This window comes from Enterobacter cloacae complex sp. IR5402 (assembly GCF_049238125.1).
Taxonomy (GTDB): Bacteria; Pseudomonadota; Gammaproteobacteria; order Enterobacterales; family Enterobacteriaceae; genus Enterobacter; species Enterobacter hormaechei_C.
Genome location: NZ_JBMKHO010000003.1, coordinates 107,138 through 130,624, shown reverse-complemented (window position 1 = coordinate 130,624; position 23,487 = coordinate 107,138). Strand labels below are relative to the sequence as shown.

At 54.7% G+C, this 23,487-nt stretch carries 22 protein-coding genes; 5 read left to right on the top strand and 17 right to left on the bottom strand.

What is annotated here, in order from left to right:
* The first annotated feature begins 91 nt into the window (after positions 1–91).
* Entirely contained in the window at positions 92–952 is an 861-nt protein-coding gene (gene tesB, locus ACOTXL_RS06895) for an acyl-CoA thioesterase II (RefSeq protein ID WP_023324238.1), read from the top strand.
* A 93-nt stretch (positions 953–1,045) separates the two neighbouring features.
* Here the strand turns inward: tesB and amtB are convergent, their stop codons facing one another.
* The 5 genes from amtB to ACOTXL_RS06870 form a co-directional block, all read right to left on the bottom strand.
* On the bottom strand, positions 1,046–2,332 hold the full coding sequence (gene amtB / locus ACOTXL_RS06890; protein ID WP_022650485.1) for an ammonium transporter AmtB: 1,287 nt from the start codon (positions 2,330–2,332) through the stop codon (positions 1,046–1,048).
* Positions 2,333–2,367: 35 nt separating this feature from the next.
* Positions 2,368–2,706: a P-II family nitrogen regulator gene (gene glnK / locus ACOTXL_RS06885; RefSeq protein ID WP_006809867.1), complete on the bottom strand. Its 339-nt coding sequence runs from the start codon at positions 2,704–2,706 to the stop codon at positions 2,368–2,370.
* Positions 2,707–2,918: 212 nt separating this feature from the next.
* Positions 2,919–4,700: a SmdB family multidrug efflux ABC transporter permease/ATP-binding protein gene (locus ACOTXL_RS06880; protein ID WP_045350602.1), complete on the bottom strand. Its 1,782-nt coding sequence runs from the start codon at positions 4,698–4,700 to the stop codon at positions 2,919–2,921.
* Positions 4,693–6,447: a SmdA family multidrug ABC transporter permease/ATP-binding protein gene (locus tag ACOTXL_RS06875; RefSeq protein WP_032608655.1), complete on the bottom strand. Its 1,755-nt coding sequence runs from the start codon at positions 6,445–6,447 to the stop codon at positions 4,693–4,695. The genes ACOTXL_RS06880 and ACOTXL_RS06875 overlap by 8 nt, the downstream gene beginning before the upstream one ends.
* 30 nt (positions 6,448–6,477) lie before the next feature.
* On the bottom strand, positions 6,478–6,936 hold the full coding sequence (locus tag ACOTXL_RS06870; protein ID WP_015571267.1) for an Lrp/AsnC family transcriptional regulator: 459 nt from the start codon (positions 6,934–6,936) through the stop codon (positions 6,478–6,480).
* 115 nt (positions 6,937–7,051) lie between these two features.
* On the opposite strand from ACOTXL_RS06870, the gene ACOTXL_RS06865 reads away from it, so the two are divergent.
* Complete coding sequence (locus ACOTXL_RS06865) at positions 7,052–8,098, top strand: PLP-dependent cysteine synthase family protein (RefSeq protein ID WP_045350603.1); 1,047 nt, start codon at positions 7,052–7,054, stop codon at positions 8,096–8,098.
* 40 nt (positions 8,099–8,138) lie between these two features.
* Here ACOTXL_RS06865 and cof read toward each other — a convergent pair whose 3' ends face one another.
* Positions 8,139–8,957 (bottom strand): HMP-PP phosphatase, encoded by an 819-nt coding sequence (gene cof / locus ACOTXL_RS06860; protein ID WP_003859037.1) that lies wholly within the window; start codon positions 8,955–8,957, stop codon positions 8,139–8,141.
* A 101-nt stretch (positions 8,958–9,058) separates the two neighbouring features.
* On the opposite strand from cof, the gene ACOTXL_RS06855 reads away from it, so the two are divergent.
* Both ACOTXL_RS06855 and queC read left to right on the top strand, forming a co-directional pair.
* Positions 9,059–10,759 (top strand): SgrR family transcriptional regulator, encoded by a 1,701-nt coding sequence (locus tag ACOTXL_RS06855; RefSeq protein ID WP_045350604.1) that lies wholly within the window; start codon positions 9,059–9,061, stop codon positions 10,757–10,759.
* Positions 10,760–10,825: 66 nt separating this feature from the next.
* A complete protein-coding gene (queC, locus tag ACOTXL_RS06850; protein WP_015571271.1) occupies positions 10,826–11,521 on the top strand; it encodes a 7-cyano-7-deazaguanine synthase QueC in 696 nt (231 codons plus the stop codon).
* A 3-nt stretch (positions 11,522–11,524) separates the two neighbouring features.
* On the opposite strand, the gene ACOTXL_RS06845 is transcribed toward queC, so the two are convergent.
* The 11 genes from ACOTXL_RS06845 to bolA all read right to left on the bottom strand — a co-directional run bounded on the left by ACOTXL_RS06845 (position 11,525) and on the right by bolA (position 22,603).
* The gene (locus ACOTXL_RS06845; RefSeq protein ID WP_022650480.1) at positions 11,525–11,854 is read right to left on the bottom strand and encodes a DNA-binding protein; all 330 of its coding nucleotides are present in this window, start codon (positions 11,852–11,854) and stop codon (positions 11,525–11,527) included.
* Positions 11,841–12,191, bottom strand: a complete 351-nt coding sequence (locus tag ACOTXL_RS06840) for a type II toxin-antitoxin system RelE/ParE family toxin (protein WP_022650479.1) — start codon at positions 12,189–12,191, stop codon at positions 11,841–11,843. The genes ACOTXL_RS06845 and ACOTXL_RS06840 overlap by 14 nt, the downstream gene beginning before the upstream one ends.
* 47 nt (positions 12,192–12,238) lie before the next feature.
* Complete coding sequence (locus ACOTXL_RS06835; RefSeq protein WP_045350605.1) at positions 12,239–12,637, bottom strand: YbgC/FadM family acyl-CoA thioesterase; 399 nt, start codon at positions 12,635–12,637, stop codon at positions 12,239–12,241.
* Positions 12,638–12,734: 97 nt separating this feature from the next.
* Positions 12,735–13,115, bottom strand: a complete 381-nt coding sequence (locus tag ACOTXL_RS06830) for a helix-hairpin-helix domain-containing protein (protein WP_003859045.1) — start codon at positions 13,113–13,115, stop codon at positions 12,735–12,737.
* 148 nt (positions 13,116–13,263) lie between these two features.
* Positions 13,264–15,135: a peptidylprolyl isomerase gene (gene ppiD / locus ACOTXL_RS06825; protein WP_045350606.1), complete on the bottom strand. Its 1,872-nt coding sequence runs from the start codon at positions 15,133–15,135 to the stop codon at positions 13,264–13,266.
* Between the two features lie 212 nt (positions 15,136–15,347).
* The gene (hupB, locus tag ACOTXL_RS06820; protein WP_002444653.1) at positions 15,348–15,620 is read right to left on the bottom strand and encodes a nucleoid-associated protein HU-beta; all 273 of its coding nucleotides are present in this window, start codon (positions 15,618–15,620) and stop codon (positions 15,348–15,350) included.
* 210 nt (positions 15,621–15,830) lie between these two features.
* Entirely contained in the window at positions 15,831–18,185 is a 2,355-nt protein-coding gene (lon, locus tag ACOTXL_RS06815; protein WP_006809878.1) for an endopeptidase La, read from the bottom strand.
* Between the two features lie 184 nt (positions 18,186–18,369).
* The gene (clpX, locus tag ACOTXL_RS06810; RefSeq protein ID WP_006809879.1) at positions 18,370–19,644 is read right to left on the bottom strand and encodes an ATP-dependent protease ATP-binding subunit ClpX; all 1,275 of its coding nucleotides are present in this window, start codon (positions 19,642–19,644) and stop codon (positions 18,370–18,372) included.
* Positions 19,645–19,771: 127 nt separating this feature from the next.
* Positions 19,772–20,395: an ATP-dependent Clp endopeptidase proteolytic subunit ClpP gene (gene clpP, locus ACOTXL_RS06805; protein WP_006809880.1), complete on the bottom strand. Its 624-nt coding sequence runs from the start codon at positions 20,393–20,395 to the stop codon at positions 19,772–19,774.
* Between the two features lie 260 nt (positions 20,396–20,655).
* Positions 20,656–21,954, bottom strand: a complete 1,299-nt coding sequence (gene tig, locus ACOTXL_RS06800; RefSeq protein ID WP_015571277.1) for a trigger factor — start codon at positions 21,952–21,954, stop codon at positions 20,656–20,658.
* A gap of 331 nt (positions 21,955–22,285) precedes the next feature.
* Complete coding sequence (gene bolA, locus ACOTXL_RS06795; protein WP_003859051.1) at positions 22,286–22,603, bottom strand: transcriptional regulator BolA; 318 nt, start codon at positions 22,601–22,603, stop codon at positions 22,286–22,288.
* 303 nt (positions 22,604–22,906) lie between these two features.
* On the opposite strand from bolA, the gene ACOTXL_RS06790 reads away from it, so the two are divergent.
* Positions 22,907–23,485, top strand: coding sequence for a lipoprotein (locus tag ACOTXL_RS06790; protein WP_003859052.1), 579 nt, complete (start codon positions 22,907–22,909; stop codon positions 23,483–23,485).
* Positions 23,486–23,487: the final 2 nt, after the last annotated feature.

Genomic DNA, 23,487 nt, shown 5'->3' with positions numbered 1-23,487 from the left:
CAGGTATTAAGATTATTCTACCCATCGGACCACTATCGTTTCTGCGTTATACTCAGCGTATCTTTCGCCACGGCGTTTATTGAGGACCACTATGAGTCAGGCACTGAACAATCTGCTGACATTGCTTAACCTGGAAAAAATAGAAGAAGGGCTATTTCGCGGACAGAGCGAAGATTTAGGCTTACGCCAGGTTTTTGGCGGCCAGGTCGTGGGGCAAGCGCTGTATGCCGCCAAGGAGACCGTCCCGGCAGACCGTCTGGTGCACTCATTCCACAGCTACTTTTTACGCCCCGGTGACAGCGCTAAACCGATTGTGTACGACGTGGAAGTTCTGCGTGACGGCCAAAGCTTCAGCGCCCGTCGCGTGGCGGCCATCCAGCATGGGAAACCCATTTTCTACATGACCGCCTCCTTCCAGGCGCCAGAGCCGGGCTATGAGCATCAAAAACAGATGCCGTCTGCCCCGTCGCCGGACGATCTGAAATCGGAAACCGAAATAGCCCGCGCACTCGCGCATCTGCTGCCGCCGCAGGTAAAAGAGAAGTTTCTGTGCGATAAACCGCTGGAGATCCGCCCGGTCGAATTTCATAACCCAATGAAGGGGCATACCGCTGAGCCCACCCGCCAGGTGTGGATCCGCGCCAACGGCAGCGTACCGGCAGACTTGCGCGTGCAGCAGTATCTGCTGGGTTATGCGTCGGATTTCAACTTCCTGCCGGTTGCGCTACAGCCGCACGGTGTGGGCTTCCTCGAAAAAGGGATGCAGGTAGCCACAATTGACCATTCCATGTGGTTCCACCGTCCATTCGATATGAATGAATGGCTGCTTTACAGCGTGGAAAGTACCTCTGCGTCCAGCGCGCGCGGCTTTGTACGCGGGGAGTTTTACACTCAGGATGGCGTGCTGGTGGCATCTACCGTGCAGGAAGGTGTGATGCGTAATCGCGGGTGATGTAAAAAGCCCGGTGGCTATGCTTACCGGGCCTGCAAATTACGCTTTTTCAGGCCGGGTAAGGCGAAGCCGCCGCCCGGCAAGGCACTCAGATTATGCGTTATAGGCATTCTCGCCGTGGCTGTTGACGTCCAGGCCTTCGCGCTCCTGCTCTTCCGGCACGCGCAGCCCAACGGTCATATCAGCCAGCTTGTAACCGATAAAGGCCACAACACCCGACCAGACAACGGTGATCGCGATACTTTCCAGCTGCACCAGCACCTGATGCCCCATGGTTACGCCTTCTGCGTAACCCACACCGCCCAGAGATTGGGCAGCAAAGATACCGGTCATGATACAGCCGACAATGCCGCACACACCGTGCACGCCGAATACATCACACGGATCGTCAACGCGCAGAACACGTTTCAGTGCGGTAACGCCCCACAGCCCCGCCAGTCCTGCGACGATACCGATCAGCAGCGCACCGCCTACGCCCACGTAACCGCACGCTGGCGTAATACCTACCAGACCGGCAATCGCCCCGGAACAGGCACCCAGCAGCGATGGCTTGCCGCGAACGGCCCACTCGCCAAATACCCATGAGAGGATAGCGCCGGCGGTTGCCACAACGGTATTCACGAAGGCCAGTGCAGCGATTTCGTTAGCGGCGCTGGCTGAACCTGCGTTGAAGCCGAACCAGCCAAAGTAGAGGATGGCGGTGCCGGTAAAGACCATCGGCAGATTGTGCGGCTTGAATGCTTCCTTCCCGAAGCCCACGCGTTTGCCAATCAGGTAGGCGCCTACCAGGCCTGCTACCGCGGCGTTGATGTGCACAACGGTACCACCCGCAAAGTCCAGCGCGCCATGGGAAGCCAACAGACCACCGCCCCAGACCATATGCGCAATCGGGATATAGGAGAGCGTCAGCCAGACCACCACGAAAATCAGTACCGCAGAGAAGCGGATACGCTCAGCCAGCGCGCCCACAATCAGCCCCACGGTGATGCAGGCGAATGAGCCCTGAAACGCGACATGAATATACTGATAGAAGCTGCCCATTACCGCGGTCAGTTCGATATTTTTCAGCATCGCCCAGTTAACGTTGCCGAAGAAGGCGTTGCCCTCCCCGAAGGCCAGCGAGTAACCGTAAACCACCCACAGCACGCACACCAGCGCGAACGTGACGGCAACCTGCGTCAGCATGGAGAGTACGTTCTTGCCGCGAATCAGGCCGCCGTAAAACAGCGCGATCCCCGGAATCGTCATGAACAGCACCAGCGCGGTGCAAATCATCATAAAGGCGTTATCGGCTTTGTCTGCCACAGCAGGTGCAGCCATTGCCAGGCCCGGCAGCAGTGCCAGCGACCCCAGACCTGTTTTCATTGTTGCTTTCTTCATTTTCTCGATCCCTATCACTGTGTGCCAGGAGTTACTTACAACGCCGCTTCGTCAGATTCGCCGGTACGGATGCGAATAACGCGCTGTAGTTCGGCAACGAAAATTTTGCCGTCGCCAATTTTTCCGGTGTAGGCCGCTTTGCTGACGACATCAATCACCTCATCAAGCTGATCGTCGGCAATCGCCACATCAATTTTCACTTTTGGCAGGAAGTTAACGCTGTATTCCGCCCCGCGATAAAGCTCGGCATGACCTTTCTGACGCCCAAAGCCTTTCACTTCGGTGACAGTCAGTCCCTGAATACCCATGGAAGACAGCGCTTCACGCACGTCTTCGAGTTTGAATGGTTTGATTACCACCGTAACCAGCTTCATATATCCCCTCCAGTCAGAATTCGGTAATGGCCGCAGCTAACACGAGAGTGATATTGCAAAGGGTGTGCCAGAAGTGAAAGGTGAGGAGGAAAGCGCCGCGGCGCGCATGCGCCGGGAAAAAGTGAAAAAAAAACGCACCATGGCAGTGCAGGGTGCGTTTCAGTTTTGCACCAACGGTTAAGTCTGTTAGCGCATTGCCTTGTTATGGTGCATCAGGCGCTGAGTGACTCTTCCTCGCGCACGCTGGCGGCCAGTTCGTCGCCTGCCAGCTGCAACTGATACATCTGCCAGTAGCGTCCTTTTGCCTCAAGCAGCGCTCTGTGTGTACCCCGTTCAACGGCCTGGCCACGGTGCAGAACCAGAATGGTATCGGCATCGACGATCGTTGACAGGCGGTGGGCGATCACCACCAGCGTAGTGTGATCCCGCACGGCAGCCAGCGCCTGCTGGATCGCCTGCTCGGTACCGGAGTCAATGCTTGCTGTCGCTTCATCCAGAATTAACACCTGCGGCGTCTCAATCAGCACGCGCGCCAGCGCCAGAAGTTGCTTTTGCCCGACGGAGAGGTTGTTGCCCTGCTCACCCAGCCGGGTATTGATCCCCTCGCTTAACCCGCGCGCCAGATCTGCCAGCTGCACCGTTTCCAGCACCTCCCATACCTGCTCAGGGGTGAAAGGACGTCCCAGCGTCACGTTGGCATAAAAGGTATCCGCCAGCACCACCGGATCCTGCTGCACCATCGCGACGCCCTTACGCAACGCGTTGTGGCTAAGCGAGGCAAGCGGCCGTCCGTCCAGACGGATCTCCCCCTGCGTCAACGGATAGTAGCCCATCAGCAAACTGGCGAGCGTGCTTTTGCCGCTGCCGGTATGCCCAACCAGGGCGACAAAACCGCGCGACGGTACCTCGAGGTTGATATCCTGCAAGACAAGATGGTCGTCGCGATAGGCAAACGAGACATGATCAAACGCTATGGATCCACTTTCCAGCGGGCGTTCGTCATCGCCATAGGTCTGACGCGGCCTGTCCATGAGCTCGAATACACGTTCGCCCGCGACCACTGCCTGTTGCAGCATCGACTGCTGCGTGGTGAGTTCAATCAGCGGTTCGTTAAGGCGTCCGAGGTAACTGATAAACGCGTACAGTACCCCCACCTCGATGGTTCCGCGCGTCGTCAGGCCGAACAGCATCAGCAGTCCGCACAGCACCAGCGCCGAGAAGAGGCTCAGCAGCGGACGTAACAGGAAACCGTCCAGGCGTAACGTCTGCATCCGCGCCATATAATGCGAGCGGCTGGCTTCCCCCATTCGCTCACCAAAACGCGCCTGCTGGCGAAACTGCTGAATAACGCTCATGCCGTTGATCACTTCGTTGAAGCCATCATTGATATCTGCAAGGTAAGCGCGCACGCGGCGCACGATCGGCGTGCTGTAGCGCTGGTAAATCACCATCACGATCAGCACCGCCGGGAAAATGGTGATTGCCACCAGCGCCATCCGCCAGTCCAGGCTGAACATCGCCACCAGCATCGCGCCAATTAGCGCGGCACTGCGCAGAACCGTTGCAACAACGGTTACATAGAGGTCGCGGATCACCTCGGTGTCATTGGTGACGCGCGAAATAACCTGCCCGACCGGCTGGGTATCAAACTCGCTCAGCGGCTGGCGCAGCGCGGCATCCATCACGTCCGTGCGCAGCTGCTGCACCACGCCCACGGCGGCCCGGTTAAAGAGCAGTGACTGCGCGTAATGCAGCCCTGCAGCCGTCAGCTGTAGCCCGACGTACGCCACGCCCAGCCCGGCGACCAGGCCGAGAGGCAAATAGCCTTTCGCTACCATGTTATCGATGAAATAGCTGATAAGCAGCGGACCGGTCACCTCCGCAATCGCGGCGATCCACAGCAACAGCACGGCGATGGAAAGCGGTTTGCGCCACGGTGAGCCATAGGCCAGCAGCCGTTTTAACGTCGGCCACATCTGTCCAAACTTACGCATCGGCCACCTCCTCATCCAGCGCGGCTTCAAGCTGTTGATAGCGGTACATATCCCGATACCAGCCGGTCTGCCCGGCGAGCTGCTCATGCTGACCACGCTGGGCAATATGTCCGTGCTGAAGCACCAGAATTTCACTGGCTTCGGTAAGCGCCGACAGACGGTGCGCGCTGATGATGACCGTGCGCCCCTCTCCCCACTGGCGAAGGTTATGCAGAATTTGATGTTCAGTACGCCCGTCAACCGCGGACAGCGCATCATCCAGAATCAGGATCTCAGCGTCCAGCAGTAGCGCGCGGGCAATAGAGATACGCTGTTTTTGTCCGCCGGAGAGCATAACGCCCCGCTCACCCACTTCCGTGTCGTAGCCCTGCGGCAGGCGCAGAATATCCTCGTGGACGCTGGCCAGACGCGCCACGTGCTCGATCTGGTCCTGTGTCGCCGTCGGACACCCGAGCGCAATATTGTTGGCAATGGTGTCTGAAAACAAAAACGGCGTCTGGCTGACGACCGCCAGGCGGCTGCGCCAGTCATCCAGCAGCAGACGTGGCAGAGGGATGTCGTGGAAACGGATATCGCCTTCGCTCACGTCAAAATGGCGCTGAATCAGTGACAGAATGGTGCTTTTACCGGAACCCGTCGGGCCGCAGATGCCCAGCATCTGACCAGGACGCAGCGTGAAACTGACGTTCTCAAGCACCGGATGTTCCGTTTGCGGGTAGATAAAGGCGCGGATATCAGCCTTGAGAATACCCGGACCTTCCGGTACCGGCTCGCTGCCATCGTTCACGACCGGCACTTCCGCCAGCATGGCGCGGATACGGCTGTAAGCGGCGCTCCCACGTTCAACGATATTAAACATCCAGGCCAGCGCCAGCATCGGCCAGATCATCAGCCCAAGGTACATCGCAAAGCTGGTTAACTGCCCGAGGGTCATGGTGCCTCGCACCACCATCCAGCTGCCGCCGCCCACCGCCAGCAGGTTCGCCATACCAATCGCAATATAAATTGTCGGATCGAAACGGGCATCAATACGCGCCACGCGCATGTTTTTCGCGCCGGTATCGGCGGCGTCGGCGGCAAACAGCGCGGACTGGCGGTCTTCCAGACCAAACGCTTTGATCATGCGGATGCTGGTCATGCTCTCCTGGGTGCGATCGTTCAGCGACGAGAACGCCGCCTGCGCCAGCTTAAAGCGTTCATGGAGCTGCTCGCCGTAGCGGTTAATTGCCAGCGCCATCAGCGGCATTGGCAGCAGCGCCAGCAGCGTGAGCTCCCAGCTAATTTGCGTAGACATCACAATCAATACCGCACAGCCCATCACCAGGGAATCCACCAGCGTTAACACCCCTTCACCGGCGGCAAACACCACGCGGTCTACATCGTTAGTGGCGCGGGCGATGAGATCCCCGGTACGGTGACGCAGATAAAACTCAGGGTGCTGGCGGCTCAGCTGACGGTAAAAGTCCTCGCGCAGCTCAACGGCAAGCTGATAGGACGCACCGAACAGCAGCACGCGCCAGACATAACGCAGCAGGTAAACCACCACGGCCGTCAGCACCAGCGTACCGACCCACATTATCACCCGTGCGGCGGTGTAATGTTGTTCGGTAACGCCATCCACGACGTAGCCCACCACTTTGGGGGGGATCAGTTGCAGAATGGCAATGATAATAAGCAGGGCCACTGCGCCGAGGTAGCGTTGCCACTCCCGACGAAAGTACCAGCTTAATTGGGCAAATAATCGCACGCGGTCTTTTCCTGAAGGTATTTTAAGAAGTTATTCAATGGGTAACGCTGTGGTGTATTTAATCTGTTCCATGGCGAAGCTGGAGGTGACATCGGACAAGCCCGGTACGCTATTGACCAGCCGCTTGTAAAAATCATCGTAGCGCTTCATGTCTGCCACCTGAACGCGCATCAGATAGTCGTATTCCCCCGCCATGCGCCAGAAGCCGAGCACCTCGGGCATGTCGGAAACCTGCGTGACGAAGCGGCAGTACCATTCGCTGCTGTGATGCTGCGTTTTTATCAGGACGAAGGCGGTCAGTCCAAGCCCCAGTTTTTCGGGATCCAGCAGCGCCACACGTCCCAGCAGAATGCCATCATCTTCCAGCTTCTTGAGGCGCTTCCAGCACGGTGTGGTGGTCAGATTAACGGCATCTGCCAGCGCCTGCAAAGAGAGGGTACAGTCGCTTTGCAGCAAAGAAAGCAGCTTACGGTCAATTTTATCTAACATAGCCACCTCGAAGAGAAAATTATTCTCCTTACATTCTATTTTAAAGGTCAGATAGCAACAATTTTTTCTGTGCTTTTCGCTATGCTGGGCACAAAATGACAAACGGATAACTACGATGAATAGCACCTGGGTTAAACATGCCATCAGCGAAATAAATGCCGACTATCAGCGCTCGGCAGACACCCACTTAATCCGCCTGCCTCTGCCGGGATTTCCCGGTCTTCAGCTCTATCTGAAAGATGAAAGTACCCATCCTACCGGTAGCCTGAAGCATCGCCTGGCGCGTTCACTCTTTTTATACGGTTTATGTAACGGCTGGATTAAAGAAGGCACCACGATTATTGAATCGTCGTCCGGATCAACTGCCGTCTCCGAAGCCTACTTTGCCCGCCTGTTGGGCCTGCCGTTTATCGCCGTGATGCCCTCATGCACGGCGAAACGTAAAGTTGAACAGATCGAATTTTACGGCGGACGCTGCCACTTTGTGGACAGCGCCTGCGAAATCTATGCGGCCTCCGAAATGCTGGCCCGCGAGCTGAATGGTCACTATATGGACCAGTTCACCTTCGCCGAACGCGCCACCGACTGGCGCGGCAATAATAACATTGCGGACAGCATTTTCCGCCAGATGACCCATGAGCCGCATCCTGTCCCCTCTTACATTGTCATGAGCGCGGGCACGGGCGGAACCTCCGCCACCATCGGACGTTATATCCGCTGTCAGGGTTATGATACGCAGCTGATGGTGGTTGACCCGCAAAACTCGGTGTTCCTCGATTACTGGCAATCCCGCGATGCGAGCCTGCGCAGCCCCGTGGGGAGCAAGATCGAAGGGATTGGTCGCCCGCGCGTCGAACCCTCGTTCATTCCGGACGTTGTGGATGAGATGCTCCGCGTGCCGGATGCCGCCAGCGTCGCGACGGCGCACTGGCTGGAGACACAGCTTGGCCGTAAAGTCGGGGCTTCTACCGGCACCAATATGTGGGGCGCGCTACAGCTGGCCGCGAGGATGCGTGAAGAAGGCCGTACCGGCTCTGTCGTCACGCTGCTGTGCGACAGCGGGGAGCGATACCTGGACACCTATTACAACGCAGAATGGGTGCAGGCCAATATTGGCGATGTTGAGCCGTGGAAAGCGCAGATTTCGCAGCTGGTGAAATAAAAAAAGCCAGGCTTTAGCCTGGCTTGCTGGAAGGGTCTCACTATTCGGGGGAATATGGGAGGTTATTTTTGTCCAGCCAATGCGTCAAAAAATGGGACACCGCTTCGTTACGACAGTGTCCAATAACCGGTAAATGCGGGAGCGCGGCGATAAGCTGCGGCATCGCGTTCCCCATAATCAGCCCACGACCTACGTTGCTCAGCATCTCGTGGTCGTTCATGGCGTCACCAAAGGCCATACAGTCCTGCATCGTCAGCCCAAGATGATCGCTCAGCACCGCCAGCGCGGATCCTTTGTTACAGCCCACCGGCAGCACTTCAAGACAGTCCACCGCCGAGAAGGTCAGGTGCGCCCGTTCGCCCAGCGCCTCGTTAAGCTGAATACGCAGACGGCAGAGATCGTCGTGATCGCCACAGAAGCAGATCTTGGTCACCTTGTGTGCCGGAATGCGGCGCAAATCGATAAGCTGATATTTAAAGCCGCTGTAAACGTGAGCGTGCAGCAAGGCCGGGATCTCACGCCCGGTAAACCAGCCTTCATCATTAAAAACATGCACGCTGGCCTGCGTATCCCAGGTGCTGTGCAGGACAATGTCCGCCACCTCCGGATTCAGATCCTGACGGTGCAGCACATCGCCGTCGACGGAGTGAATGCGCGTTCCGTTGCCGGTGATCAAGAACGCATCGAGGGCAAATGTCCCCAGCAGATGGCGCATCTCCAGCACATGACGACCAGTAGCAAACGTCAGGGTAACTTCACGCTCGCGCAGGCGCTTAAGAGTGTTCAGGGTTTTCTCCCCTAAACGGTGATCCGGCATTAACAGCGTGCCGTCCATATCAAATGCAGCGAGCCGAGCCATGATTACTCCCGAAATGTGATGCGGTTAACTTGTGCATCAGTATTACGTGGGATATACGGAAGTAATAGTGAATAGATGATAATTATTGTTCCGGGTTTTTCATGCGCCAGCTTAACCGTCTTAACCAGTATCAGCGTCTGTGGCACCCGTCTGCCGGCGCACCGCAGCAGGTGACCATCAGTGAACTTGCCAGCCGCTGCTTTTGCAGCGAGCGACATGTTCGCACCCTGCTGCGCCAGGCGCAGGAGGCGGGCTGGCTAAGCTGGCACGCCCGCTCCGGACGAGGTAAGCGTGGGGAATTACGCTTTCACGTCACCCCGGATTCGTTGCGTAATACGATGATGGAAGAGGCCCTGAAAAGTGGACAGCAGCACAACGCGCTGGAGCTGGCCCAGCTCGCGCCTGAAGATTTGCGATCGCTGCTGCATCCGTTTATGGGCGGACAGTGGCAGAACGATACGCCGACGCTGCGTATTCCCTACTATCGCTCGCTGGAGCCGCTTCAGCCGGGGTTTCTCCCTGGCCGGGCGGAGCAGCATCTGGCGGGACAGGTATTCTCTGGTTTGACGCGTTTTAATGGTAACAGCAGTGAACCCACGGGCGATCTGGCGCATCACTGGGAAGTCTCTGCTAACGGCCTGCGCTGGCATTTCTACATTCGCTCCACCCTGCACTGGCATAACGGCGATAAAATAGAGACGGCACAGCTCCGGCAAAGCCTGACGGCGCTGTTATCGCAGCCCGGCATGGGCACGCTGTTCCGCAGCGTCTTACGTATCGAAACCACGCACCCGCAGTGCCTGACGTTTATTCTCCATCAACCTGACTACTGGCTGGCGCACAGGCTGGCAACCTACTGTAGCCGTCTGGCGCATCCCGATTACCCTGTGGTAGGCAGCGGTCCCTTCCGGCTAAGCGTTTTTGAGCCTGAACTGGTGCGTCTGGAAAGCCACGAGCAGTATCATCTTGGCCATCCGTTGCTTAAGGCTATCGAGTACTGGATCACGCCCCAGCTTTTTGACTACAGTCTGGGCACCAGCTGTCGCCACCCGGTGCAAATCGCCATTGGCGAGGCCGACGAGCTGGCCAGCCTGCGGCTGGTGAGTAACAGCACCAGTCTGGGCTTCTGCTACCTCACGCTGAAACAGAGTCCACGTCTAAGCGAACTTCAGGCAAAGCGGCTGATTAATATCATTCATCTCTCAACGCTGCTGCACACGCTTCCCCTGAACGAAGGGCTCATCACTCCTACCGAGGAACTGCTTCCCGGCTGGGCGATCCCCCAGTGGCCTGATTTAACCGACGTTGCGCTGCCAGAGGCATTGACGCTGGTCTACCACCTGCCGGTTGAGCTTCACACCATGGCCAGCCAGTTAAAAGCATACCTTGCGCGGCAGGGTTGTGAACTGACCGTCATCTTTCACGACGCCAAAACGTGGGACGGGTGCCAGCAGCTTGCCGATGCAGACATCATGATGGGAGACAGACTGATTGGCGAAGCGCCGGCGTACACGCTTGAGCAGTGGCTCCGCTGCGATGCGCTCTGGCCGCATCTGCTGAGCGCACCGGCATTCGCCCATTTGCAGGCCACGCTGGATGCGGTGCAGTCGCAGGCCGACGAGCGTGACCGACACGCAGGACTTCAGGCTATATTCAGCCGGTTAATGGAGACAGCCGTCCTGACGCCGCTCTTTAACTACCAGTATCAAATCAGCGCGCCTCCGGGCGTCAACGGCATATGCCTTAACACTCGCGGCTGGTTTGACTTCACCGAAGCCTGGCTTCCTCCACCAAACGCGTGAAGAAGCTGGTCGCCGCTTTAGCCAGGCGTTAACATGACGCTTTTACTGTAACTGTCGAGATGATCTATGAAACGTGCCGTCGTCGTGTTCAGCGGAGGACAAGATTCCACCACCTGCCTGATTCAGGCGCTTCACCAGTATGATGAAGTGCACTGCGTCACTTTTGATTATGGTCAGCGTCATCGCGCTGAAATCGATGTCGCTCGTGAACTGGCTCTCAAACTGGGCGCCCGCGCTCATAAAGTGCTGGACGTGACGCTGTTAAATGAACTGGCCGTCAGCAGCCTCACCCGCGACAGCATTCCGGTGCCTGATTACGAACCTGATGCCAGCGGCATTCCGAACACCTTCGTACCGGGCCGCAACATTCTCTTCCTGACCCTGACGGCAATATACGCTTATCAGGTGAAGGCCGAAGCGGTGATCACGGGCGTGTGCGAAACCGACTTCTCTGGCTACCCGGACTGCCGGGATGAATTCGTGAAAGCACTCAATCACGCCGTCGATCTGGGAATGGCAAAAGAGACCCGCTTCGAAACGCCGCTGATGTGGCTGGATAAGGCTGAAACCTGGGCGCTGGCCGACTACTGGGGCAAGCTGGATGTCGTTCGCAACGAGACCCTGACCTGCTACAACGGCATTAAAGGGGACGGCTGTGGGCAGTGTGCCGCCTGTAACCTGCGCGCGAACGGTCTGAATCATTATTTTGCGGATAAAGCGGGCGTTATGGCCGCAATGCAGAAAAAGACCGGGCTGAAATAAGGGCTACCTGACCGTGCTGTCGAACAGTTTTACACCGGCAGCACGGGTAATTTTCATCAGTGTAGTCAGCGTTGGGTTACCATTTTCGGACAGGGTACGGTATAGCTGCTGACGTGAAAGCCCCGCTTTGGCTGAAATCTCTCCAATACCGCCGCGCGCTTCGATAACGCGTCTGAGGGCAATCAAATAGGCTGGGATCCCCTGGTCCTCGTAAATTTCATCCAGTGCAATTTGCAGATAGAGTTGCGCGTAAGAAGGATTTTCGCGCAGCATTTTGACTACAGCTTCATCATGGCTGACGGTACTTGAGAATTTTCGCTCACTTTTGCTCATGGAGTTTATCCTTTTGATGATCTTTCCAGTAATCTATTGCCAGCATCACATCCGCTTTCTGGCTCTTTTTGTCACCGCCGATCAGCAACAATAAGATTTCCCGGTGCTGGACCGCAAAATAGACTCGATAACCGGGACCACAATCAACCTTCAACTCCCAGACACCCTCTCTGAGATAACGGTAATCGCCAAAATTCCCCTTCTCAGCGCGGTCGATTCGCAGAAGGATCCGAAACGCCAGCTCCGGATCCTTTCTTCTCAACTTTGCTACCCAATCCTCAAACGGTATTTTTCCGTCGCGGGTTCGGTAACGTTTAACAACGTAGTCCCTGTTCATGATTTTATCCCTGAAAACCCTTCTTGTCTTTTATAAAAGACAAAAATTTACGCGATCATCAGCTCCAGCTTTTCGCGCAACTCCCCTTCCAGCGGCAACGCTTTCTGGGTTTTGAGATCGATACAGACAAAGGTGATCAGCGCATCGGCCACAATCTGCCCTTCTGGCTCCAGCGTAACGACCTGGCTCAATACACCACTTTTGCCATTCAGTTGTTGGACCTCACTGGTCACGGTGAGCACATCCCCCAGCACAGCCGGGCGGCGGTAGTTAATGTTGATATTGACGACCACAAACGCGATGTTGTGTGCGGTTAGCCACTGGAAGCTATCGCTGTTCTCCAGGCCGTCCCAGCGAGCCTCTTCAAGAAATTCGAGGTAGCGGGCGTTATTGACGTGCTGGTAAACATCGAGGTGATAACCACGGACTTTGATTTGTGTCTGCATAGCGCAATAGCCTTTCGTTGTTATAGGTTCAGAGGTCATAACTGGTATGACCTCTTTATCCTGGCAAATTTTTGCCGCAGTGCAAGTGATTACGCGATTACAGCGTCAGGTGTGCGAGATTGCGCTCAACCAGCGCGCTGCCCATACCCGGCACCTGCTTGAGATCGTCAAGGGTTTTGAAAGGACCATACTCTTCACGATAGCTGACGATGGCCTGCGCTTTTTTGAGGCCCACGCCATTCATTACGCGGGCAAGATCGTCCGCAGAGGCAGTATTAATACTGACCCGCGTACCCTCGTCCTCAATGGCTTTCGTGCTGGCCGTCGCGTTGGCTTTAACCTGACCTTGTGACGTTGCATCGGCCTGAGTTTGTGCAGCCTGGGCTTTAGACGAGGGTGACGCCGCCAGCGCGCCCGCACTCATCCCGGAAGTGGCAATAGCCAGTGTAATTAACAGTGCTTTGATTCCACATTTCATGCTGTTTTCTCCTTGTTTGTTGACAGCCATGCCACGATAGCCGCACGGGAAAACAGGGACAAACAGCAGATTGCAGAAATGGAAAAGGCCGCGAAAGCGGCCTTTAGTTTTTGCAGAACGTTACGGAAATCTGCGAGCAGACACGTAATTATTGCTCCTGAGTGACCACATCACCCAGCTTGATTTTGGCTTCTTTACGCAGGTTGCTCATCAACGCTTCGAAAGCAATCTGGGCATTGTTCTGGGTAATTCCCTGAACCATGGCCATCTTCTGCGCGTCTGGCAGCGTGCCGGCTTTCACTTCATCCAGTGCCAGAACCACCACGTTACCCTGCATATCGGTCGTGGTGCCAAAGACAGGTTTGTCTTTCGCCGGCAGGCTCAGACCAAACGCCGCCTGGCTGACAGGATCCTGACCGGTACGGCTCAGCGTTTTTGCTTCACCAAAGCTCAGGCCAGCCGCTTTCAGCGCATCGTTCTTACCGGCTTTCAGGTCGGCCAGAATTTTCTCTGCATCCAGTTTTGCCTGCTGTGCCGCTTTGTTGTGTTTCACCAGCGCCACCACCTGATCTTTCACTTCCGCCAGGGGCTTCACTGCCTCGGCTTTGTGCTCGCTGACGCGCAGTACGAACGCACGATCACCGTCAACGGTAATAATGTCTGAGTTGCTGCCCGGCGTACCATTCTCACCGACCAGACCACCATTGAAAATGGCATCTGAAACCGGTTTGAAGTTCAGTTCTTCCGGCAGGTTTTCGTGGCTGAACCAGCCCGTCTCAACCGCTTTCACGCCAGCAGCCTGCTCAGCGCCCGCCAGTGATTCGTTGTCGTTGCTTGCGGCATCGCTCACTTTCTGTTGCAGCGCATAGAAGGCATCCAGCGCTTTCTCCTGCTTCACTTTCGCAGCGATATCATCACGAACGTCAGTCAGCGGCTTGGTTTTCGCCGCCACAACATCGTCCAGACGCGCCACCAGGAAGCCGACGGAGGATTTGATTACACCAGACAGTTGGCCTTTCTCTTTCAGGCCTGCATTTTTCAGCTCATCCGGGGTAGTTGACTCTTCCAGCCAGCCCATATCACCGCCGTTTTTGGCAGAAATAATGTCGGTAGATTTTGCTTTCGCTAAGGTGGCGAAATCAGCGCCTTTGTTCAGCTCATCCAGCACGGCTTTCGCTTCTGCTTCCGTTTTGGTCTGGATCACGCTGTAACGGTTACGCTGCGGCTGAGTAAACTGATCCTGATGCTGGTCGTAATAAGACTGGATCTCGGCGTCAGTCGCATTTTCCTGCATCGCAGCTGCATCCAGCTTGATATAGCTTACGCGGAACTGTTCCGGAGAGATGAAGTTGTTCTTGTTTTGCTCGTAGTAAGCATTAACTTCAGCGTCGCTAACCTGCTGTTTCGCTGCCAGTGCGTTGACATCAATCGTCGCTTCACGCACCACGCGTTGCTGCGCCACCAGTGCCGCCAGCTCTTCAGTTTCACCTTTCAGCATGAAATCGGTGCCCACCACCGCGTTGATCAGCTGTTGCGTGGTCAACTGGTTACGCAGTGCCTGAGCGTACTGGTCAGCCGTCATACCCATCTGGTTAACAATGCTGTTGTAACGCGCGTTGTCGAACCTCCCATTAGACTGGAAAGCCTGCGTCGAGAAGATGGCTTTTTTAACCTGCTCATCGCTGATGCCCAGACCCAGGCTTTTCGCGTACTGATCCAGCAGCGCCTCGTCAATAAGGCGGTTTAGCGTCTGCTGACGCAGGTTTTTCATATAGCCTTCGTTGGCTGCAAGTTCAGAGTATTGGTCGCCCAGCTGTTGCTGCATGCGGTTACGTTCACCAGCAAAAGCGTTCTCGAACTGCCCACGGCTAATTTCCTGGCCATTCACTTTTGCGGCGTAGTTCGCGCCACCGCCGATGAGGTAACTACTCACACCGGTCAATATGAACGACACGATAATGATACCGAAAATAATCTTGAGCACGAGACTGTTAGCAGCCGTGCGTAAGCTGTCCATCATGGTGTAACAACACTCCGCTGTAGGTGACTGGTTACCTGACGCTGACGGAAAATCCTGACCGTCGCGCGTAAAGGCGTATTGTGACAAGAAAACAGGGCAATTGTCAGCCCACAACTCGCATAAACTCGCACAAATCAGGTCTGGACAAACAAAAAAGGCACATCAAACGATGCGCCCTTGTACTTTTCAGCTTCCCTGGAGCGGGAAAGCAATCAGTTTACTGCGTCTTTCAGCGCTTTACCTGCACGGAAACCCGGCACTTTAGCGGCAGCAATGGTGATCTCTTTGCCGGTCTGAGGGTTGCGGCCAGTACGGGCTGCACGCTCTTTAACCGCAAAAGTACCGAAGCCTACCAGTGCAACGTCGTCCCCAGCTTGCAGAGATTCAGTAACAGAAGCAATTAAAGCATCTAAAGCACGTCCAGCTGCCGCTTTAGAAATATCAGCACCCGCAGCAATTTTGTCAATCAGTTGAGATTTATTCACTGTTCTCTTCCTCTCTTTATAATTTATATCGCACCTGAATCCTTCACAGCGCGACCGCGCAGCAGTTATATCAGTCCTGCTATGACCTTACAACACCCGTTGTTGATGGCTAACCCAATCAGCAATCTAAATTAGCTATACAAAAAAAGGCTGGCAAGTACGAAATGACTTACCAGCCTTGTTTTTATTGGCGCTCTTTGCGCGAGGTCACTATTTTGCGGTTACAACCTGCATTCCGGACGGTTCATTTTGCAGTGCGAGAGTCAGAACTTCCTCAATGCGTTTCACCGGATGGATCTGCAAATCGGCAATAACGTTGTCCGGAATCTCTTCCAGATCGCGTTTATTCTCGTAAGGGATCAATACGGTTTTGATCCCACCGCGGTGTGCCGCCAGCAGTTTTTCTTTTAACCCGCCGATAGGCAGTACCTGACCACGCAGCGTAATTTCACCGGTCATGGCCACATCAGCACGAACCGGATTACCTGTCAGGCAGGAAACCAGCGCAGTACACATGGCAATACCCGCGCTTGGGCCATCTTTCGGCGTCGCCCCTTCCGGAACGTGAACGTGAATGTCGCGTTTTTCGTAGAAATCCGGGTTGATACCCAGTTTTTCCGCACGCGCGCGCACCACGGTCAGCGCCGCCTGGATGGACTCCTGCATCACTTCACCCAGCGAACCGGTGTAGGTCAGCTTGCCTTTGCCCGGAACACAGGCGGTTTCGATGGTCAGCAGATCGCCGCCCACTTCCGTCCATGCCAGACCGGTCACCTGACCAACACGGTTTTCGTTGTCTGCGCGACCGTAGTCGAAGCGTTGAACGCCCAGGTACGCATGCAGATTGTCGCCGTTAATCACGATGTGCTTCAGGCTCTTATCCAGCAGCAGCTGTTTCACCGCCTTACGGCACAGCTTAGAGATCTCACGTTCGAGGCTACGCACACCCGCTTCACGGGTGTAGTAACGAATAATGCCGACAATGGCGCTGTCCTCAACGGTCAGCTCGTTGGCTTTCAGCGCGTTACGCTCAATCTGCTTCGGCAGCAGGTGCTGTTTGGCAATGTTCAGCTTCTCGTCTTCGGTATAACCTGACAGACGGATCACTTCCATACGGTCCAGCAGCGGCGCCGGAATGTTCATGGAGTTCGACGTCGCCACAAACATCACATCGCTCAGGTCGTAATCCACTTCCAGGTAGTGATCGCTAAACGCCACGTTCTGCTCTGGATCAAGCACTTCCAGTAACGCCGACGCCGGATCGCCACGCATGTCCGAAGACATTTTGTCGATCTCATCGAGCAGGAACAGCGGGTTTTTGACGCCCACTTTCGCCATTTTCTGGATAAGCTTGCCCGGCATGGAACCGATGTAGGTACGGCGGTGACCGCGGATTTCCGCTTCATCACGCACGCCGCCCAGCGCCATACGGATGTACTTACGCCCTGTCGCTTTGGCGATGGACTGGCCCAGAGAGGTTTTACCCACCCCTGGAGGCCCTACCAGGCACAGGATTGGGCCTTTGATTTTGTTCACACGGCTCTGTACCGCGAGGTACTCAAGAATGCGGTCTTTCACACGTTCCAGGCCGTAGTGGTCGGTATCCAGGATCTCCTGGGCCTGACGCAGGTCTTTTTTGACCTTGCTGCGGGCATTCCACGGAACCTGCACCATCCACTCAATGTAGCCGCGTACAACGGTCGCTTCCGCCGACATCGGAGACATCATTTTCAGCTTCTGCAACTCAGCTTCGGCTTTCTCTTTCGCCTCTTTCGGCATCTTCGCCGCGTCGATCTTACGCTTCAGCGCTTCGTTTTCATCCGGCGCATCGTCCATCTCGCCGAGCTCTTTCTGAATGGCTTTCATTTGCTCGTTCAGATAGTACTCACGCTGAGATTTTTCCATCTGCTTTTTGACGCGGTTGCGAATGCGCTTCTCAACCTGGAGCAGATCGATCTCAGACTCCATCATCGCCATCAGGTATTCCAGACGTTCGTTAACGTCGGACATTTCCAGCACGGACTGTTTGTCAGCCAGCTTCAGCGGCATATGCGCAGCGATGGTATCCGCCAGACGTGCAGGATCGTCGATGCTGTTCAGCGACGTCAGCACTTCAGGTGGGATTTTCTTATTCAGCTTGATGTAGCCTTCGAACTGGCTGATCGCGGTGCGTACCAGCACTTCCTGCTCGCGCTCATCAAGTTCCGGTGAATCAAGGTACTCTGCCTTCGCAGAGAAGTGCTCGCCATCGTCTGACAGAGTGGTAATACGCGCACGCTGTAAGCCTTCCACCAGCACCTTCACGGTGCCGTCTGGCAGCTTCAGCATCTGCAAAATAGAGGCCACGGTCCCGACGGTGAAAAGATCGTTTACACCCGGCTCATCCGTTGATGCTTCTTTCTGCGCGACCAACATGATTTTTTTATCATGATCCATGGCGGCTTCGAGGCAACGGATAGATTTTTCCCGCCCTACAAATAAGGGTATGACCATGTGCGGATAAACCACCACATCGCGCAACGGCAATACGGGGATTTCAATGCGTTCAGAACGCTCAGGATTCATAGAGCTCTCTCTTAGTTTAGTGTCCGCCAGGTAAACTGGTCATGTAACTGTGCTTCACACAACCATTAACATGTAATCCAGTATATGGGGATGTTTCCCATACATTCAACGCCATGAATACGGAAAAAGTAAAGGGGAGATAAAATCCCCCCTTTTTGATTAACTGATTGTATGAAATGGTGAATTATTCGCCAGATGCCTGCTGCGCTTCCGGTTTACCGTAAATCAGTAACGGCTTGGTCTGGCCACCAATGACGGACTCGTCGATCACGACTTTTTCGACGTCTTCCATAGAAGGAAGATCGTACATCGTGTCGAGCAATGCTGCTTCCACGATAGAACGCAGGCCACGGGCACCGGTTTTACGCGCCATCGCTTTCTTGGCAATCGCGTCCAACGCTTCGTCACGGAATTCCAGCTCAACGCCTTCCAGATTAAACAGCGCCTGATACTGCTTGGTCAGCGCGTTTTTCGGCTCTTTCAGGATCTGAATCAACGCGTCTTCGCTCAGTTCGTTCAGGGTCGCCACAACCGGCAGACGGCCGATAAATTCCGGAATCAAACCGAATTTGATCAGATCTTCCGGCTCAACCTGCGCCAGCAGCTGGCCTTCGTTTGGTTTTTCAGACGTGGCTTTCACCGTTGCGCCAAAACCAATGCCGGAGCCGGTTTCCACACGGTGAGAGATCACTTTATCCAGGCCTGCAAACGCACCACCACAGATAAACAGGATCTTAGAGGTATCAACCTGCAAGAATTCCTGCTGCGGATGTTTACGCCCACCCTGCGGTGGAACAGCCGCAACCGTACCTTCAATCAGCTTCAGGAGCGCCTGCTGCACGCCCTCGCCCGAGACGTCACGGGTGATGGACGGGTTGTCTGATTTACGAGAGATTTTGTCGATCTCATCGATATAGACGATCCCGCGCTGGGCTTTCTGTACGTCGTAATCGCACTTCTGGAGCAGCTTCTGGATAATATTTTCAACGTCTTCACCCACATAACCGGCTTCGGTCAGGGTGGTGGCATCCGCCATAGTGAACGGAACATCCAGCAGGCGCGCCAGCGTTTCTGCCAGCAGGGTTTTACCGGAACCGGTAGGCCCGATCAGCAAAATGTTACTTTTGCCCAGTTCTACGCCATTGCTGGTATCGCCGTTACGCAGACGTTTGTAGTGGTTGTATACCGCCACCGCCAGCACTTTTTTCGCCTGCTCCTGACCAATAACATAGTCGTCCAGGTGGTGGCGAATCTCGTGTGGCGTTGGTAACGCGCTGCGCTCACGGTGCGGCGCGACTTCTTTAATCTCTTCGCGAATGATGTCGTTACATAAATCGACGCATTCGTCGCAGATATACACGGACGGCCCGGCAATCAGTTTACGCACTTCATGCTGGCTTTTGCCGCAAAAAGAGCAGTACAGCAGTTTGCCCGAACCATCTTTGCGTTTATCTGTCATGAGTCCAAACCTCTTTTTAAGTTCTATGTGCCGCACATGACGACGCAAATGCCATTCTCAGACGCAAGCTGCTTACAGGCAACGTGCCGCCCTACATTAGTATAGCGGCACACTCGCGTCGCGGGCATCAATTACGATGGGTCAAAATGGAGTCGACTAAGCCGTACTCAACTGCCTCTGGCGCAGAGAGGAAGCGATCGCGCTCGGTATCGCGCTCGATCTGCTCGAGAGGTTGACCCGTATGCTGCGCCATAAGTTCATTCATGCGCGCTTTTACTTTCAGAATTTCTCGGGCGTGGATTTCAATATCCGTCGCCTGGCCCTGGTAACCACCCAGCGGCTGGTGAATCATCACGCGGGAGTTAGGCAGGCAGAAACGCTTACCTTTCGCCCCTGCGGTTAACAGGAAAGCCCCCATGGACGCCGCCTGCCCCATACAGATGGTGCTGACATCCGGCTTGATGAATTGCATGGTGTCATAAATAGACATGCCCGCCGTAATCACACCGCCCGGCGAGTTGATATACAGGTAAATGTCTTTTTCCGGGTTTTCCGCTTCCAGGAACAGCATCTGCGCCACGATCAGGTTAGCCATATGGTCTTCCACCTGGCCGGTCAGAAAGATAACGCGTTCCTTGAGCAGACGGGAATAGATATCGAAAGAACGCTCACCGCGTGAGGTCTGTTCAATAACCATTGGCACCAGCGCCATATGGGGTGCAAAGTTATCTCGTTCGCCACTGTATGACATTTCCGTCTCCTGGTTCAAAATTGAAAACACCTGCTGTACTGATTGTAACCTTATGGACGGATTATCAGCCAGTCTCAATCATCGTGATTACATACTAATGGGGGTCGCCATGCCCTATTTCAAGCATAACAACGTTTTGTTGTAACGCTAACACTGAAAGGGCGTTTTAGCACCCTTCCAGGACTAAAGCTGTGATAAAAAAAACCCGTCGCCGGAGGGCAACGGGTTTTTTGTTCAAACTTTAAACCGTTGGGGCGAAATTACGCCTGCTGGTTCATCAGTTCGGTGAAAGAGGTCTCTTTTTCGGTGACTTTCGCTTTCGCCAGTACCGCTTCTACAGCCTGCTCTTCCAGCGCGACGTTGCGCATGTTGTCCATCAGCTCTTTGTTCTTACCGTAGAACTCGATCACTTCTGATGGATCTTCGTATGCAGAAGCCATCTCTTCGATCAGGCCTTTCACACGCTCTTCGTCAGCTTTCAGCTCGTGGGTACGAATCACTTCGCCCAGCAGCAGGCCAACAACAACGCGACGTTTCGCTTGCTCTTCGAACAGCTCGCGTGGCAGTTCCATCGCTTGCTGCTGGTTGCCACCGAAGCGCTGTGCAGCCTGACGGCGCAGAACGTCGATTTCGCTGTCGATCAGGGCAGCAGGAACGTCGATGTCGTTCGCTTTCACCAGACCTTCAATCGCCTGAGACTTCACGCGGTTACGTACAGCGCCGTTCAGCTCGCGCTCCATGTTTTTACGCACTTCGGTACGCAGGCCCGCAACAGAACCGTCTTCCACGCCGAAACGCTTGATGAATTCTTCAGTCAGTTCTGGCAGTTCGCGCTCTTCCACTTTCTTCAGGTTGATAACGAACTTCGCTGCTTTACCTTTCAGGTTTTCAGCGTGGTATTCTTCAGGGAAGGTCACGTCGATGGTGAACTCTTCGCCCGCTTTGTGGCCTTTGATACCGTCTTCGAAGCCTGGGATCATACGACCCTGGCCCATCGCCAGTACGAAATCAGACGCTTTACCGCCTTCGAACTCTTCGCCGTCTACAGAACCGGTGAAGTCGATGGTTACGCGGTCTTCTGCGTCAACAGCGCCTTCTTTCTCTTTCCAGTTCGCCTGCTGCTTACGCAGGGTATCCAGCATGCCGTCAACGTCTTCGTCGGTCACGGAAACGATCGGTTTTTCAACTTCGATAGATTCCAGACCTTTCAGCTCAACTTCCGGGTACACTTCGAACTCTACGGAGTAGGTGAAGTCTTCGCCCTGCTTGTATTCGCCTGGAACGTAGTTCGGCGCACCGGCTGGATTGATTTTTTCTTTGATGATCGCGTCGATAAAGTTGCGGCTCATCAGTTCACCCAGCACATCCTGACGCACGGAAGCGCCATAACGCTGAGCAACAACATTCATTGGTACTTTGCCCTTGCGGAAGCCGTCAATACGTACTTTTTTTGCTACGTTGACCAGCTCGCTTTTCACAGCAGTTTCGATGCTGTCAGCAGCGATAGTAATCGTTACACGGCGGCCAAGGCCTTGAGTGGTTTCAACTGAAACTTGCATCTTGTTACCTCAAAAAAATCACAGTGCTCGGTCAACTCTGAATCTGTCTGTTATACCGGGATGCTCTCTTATGTGCAGATTCACATTCCCTGTCGCCAGAATCATCCCGAAGACATTCAATAAGACGCGGCATTATAGCGGCATCACTTAGGTGAGTCGAGAACGGTTGGAGCATGTTGCTGCGGCTTTTTTCACACTTTAAGGCTATTTTTAGCCTTAAAAACGCGCCATCCGCTCAAAACTCAGACAAAACAAAACGGCCCGAAGGCCGTCTTGACGAAATCTGTAAGCAACATACTGGAAAAACTCCGGCGGTTGCAAATCCGATTTATCAGGCGATGGTGCCTGCACCCCGACAAGGCGGTGATGCGAATACCGTATCCTGTAGCCCTTCCCATTCCTTAATGGTGTAGGTATGCAGCGCCAGCGCATGTACGGTTGTGGAGAGTTCTTCCGTCAAGGTGCTGTAGATCAAGCGGTGTCGGTTCAGGAAACGTTCTCCCGTGAAGCGATCGCTGACCAGAACCACTTTAAAGTGGCTTTCAGAACCTGCCGGCACGTTATGACGATAGCTTTCGTCGACAACTTCGAGAAACACAGGGTTGAACGCTGCCCTTAATTTTTCTTCTATCTGTTCACGTATCATCATGAAATCACTCCTCCGACAACGCTAAGATGTCACCCATCCCTTTAAATATTAGCCGCTTTTACCGGTTCCATTACGCCTTGACAACAAATATTTAGCTTTCGTCTGATTTTCTCACCCAAACGAATGAAGTTCACTATGTGGTTCATACGTTTTGTCACTTACAGGCAGAGAAAAGCGGAAAGGTGGTCAGTTTTCGGACAAGGCGATGAATTTACATGCGTTGACCACTTCCCCTGGCCGTTAGCGATGTTATGATGGCGGCAATTTTTCTCTTTTTGCTTACGATTCGTTGAGAACCCGAAAATGTTAAAAAAACTCTTCTTTCCGTTGGTAGCACTCTTTATGCTCGCCGGCTGCGCGACTCCGCCGACGACCATTGACGTTTCACCAAAAATTACCCTGCCTCAGCAGGATCCAAGCCTGATGGGCGTTACGGTCAGCATTAATGGCGCCGATCAGCGTCAGGACCAGGCGCTGGCGAAAGTGACTCGCGACAACCAGCAGGTCACGCTGACCGCCTCCCGCGACCTGCGCTTCCTGTTGCAGGAAGTGCTGGAGAAACAGATGACCTCCCGCGGCTACATGATTGGCCCAAGCGGCGCGGTTGATCTGCAAATCATCGTGAACAACCTGTACGCTGACGTCTCCCAGGGTAACGTTCGCTACAACATTGCGACTAAAGCCGATATCGCCATCATCGCTACCGCGAAGAACGGCAACAAAATGAACAAAAACTACCGTGCGAGCTATTCCGTTGAAGGCGCATTCCAGGCCTCCAACAAAAATATCGCTGACGCGGTTAACAGCGTGCTGACTGACACCATTGCCGACATGGCACAGGACACCAGCATTCACGACTTCATCAAGCAGAACGCCCGTTAATC

Coding starts and splice junctions, on each gene's coding strand:
- tesB (WP_023324238.1), top strand. CDS start 92: ATGAGTCAGGCACTGAACAATCTGCTGACATTGCTTAACCTGGAAAAA.
- amtB (WP_022650485.1), bottom strand. CDS start 2,332: ATGAAGAAAGCAACAATGAAAACAGGTCTGGGGTCGCTGGCACTGCTG.
- glnK (WP_006809867.1), bottom strand. CDS start 2,706: ATGAAGCTGGTTACGGTGGTAATCAAACCATTCAAACTCGAAGACGTG.
- ACOTXL_RS06880 (WP_045350602.1), bottom strand. CDS start 4,700: ATGCGTAAGTTTGGACAGATGTGGCCGACGTTAAAACGGCTGCTGGCC.
- ACOTXL_RS06870 (WP_015571267.1), bottom strand. CDS start 6,936: ATGTTAGATAAAATTGACCGTAAGCTGCTTTCTTTGCTGCAAAGCGAC.
- ACOTXL_RS06865 (WP_045350603.1), top strand. CDS start 7,052: ATGAATAGCACCTGGGTTAAACATGCCATCAGCGAAATAAATGCCGAC.
- cof (WP_003859037.1), bottom strand. CDS start 8,957: ATGGCTCGGCTCGCTGCATTTGATATGGACGGCACGCTGTTAATGCCG.
- ACOTXL_RS06855 (WP_045350604.1), top strand. CDS start 9,059: ATGCGCCAGCTTAACCGTCTTAACCAGTATCAGCGTCTGTGGCACCCG.
- queC (WP_015571271.1), top strand. CDS start 10,826: ATGAAACGTGCCGTCGTCGTGTTCAGCGGAGGACAAGATTCCACCACC.
- ACOTXL_RS06845 (WP_022650480.1), bottom strand. CDS start 11,854: ATGAGCAAAAGTGAGCGAAAATTCTCAAGTACCGTCAGCCATGATGAA.
- ACOTXL_RS06840 (WP_022650479.1), bottom strand. CDS start 12,191: ATGAACAGGGACTACGTTGTTAAACGTTACCGAACCCGCGACGGAAAA.
- ACOTXL_RS06835 (WP_045350605.1), bottom strand. CDS start 12,637: ATGCAGACACAAATCAAAGTCCGTGGTTATCACCTCGATGTTTACCAG.
- ACOTXL_RS06830 (WP_003859045.1), bottom strand. CDS start 13,115: ATGAAATGTGGAATCAAAGCACTGTTAATTACACTGGCTATTGCCACT.
- ppiD (WP_045350606.1), bottom strand. CDS start 15,135: ATGATGGACAGCTTACGCACGGCTGCTAACAGTCTCGTGCTCAAGATT.
- lon (WP_006809878.1), bottom strand. CDS start 18,185: ATGAATCCTGAGCGTTCTGAACGCATTGAAATCCCCGTATTGCCGTTG.
- clpX (WP_006809879.1), bottom strand. CDS start 19,644: ATGACAGATAAACGCAAAGATGGTTCGGGCAAACTGCTGTACTGCTCT.
- clpP (WP_006809880.1), bottom strand. CDS start 20,395: ATGTCATACAGTGGCGAACGAGATAACTTTGCACCCCATATGGCGCTG.
- tig (WP_015571277.1), bottom strand. CDS start 21,954: ATGCAAGTTTCAGTTGAAACCACTCAAGGCCTTGGCCGCCGTGTAACG.
- bolA (WP_003859051.1), bottom strand. CDS start 22,603: ATGATGATACGTGAACAGATAGAAGAAAAATTAAGGGCAGCGTTCAAC.
- ACOTXL_RS06790 (WP_003859052.1), top strand. CDS start 22,907: ATGTTAAAAAAACTCTTCTTTCCGTTGGTAGCACTCTTTATGCTCGCC.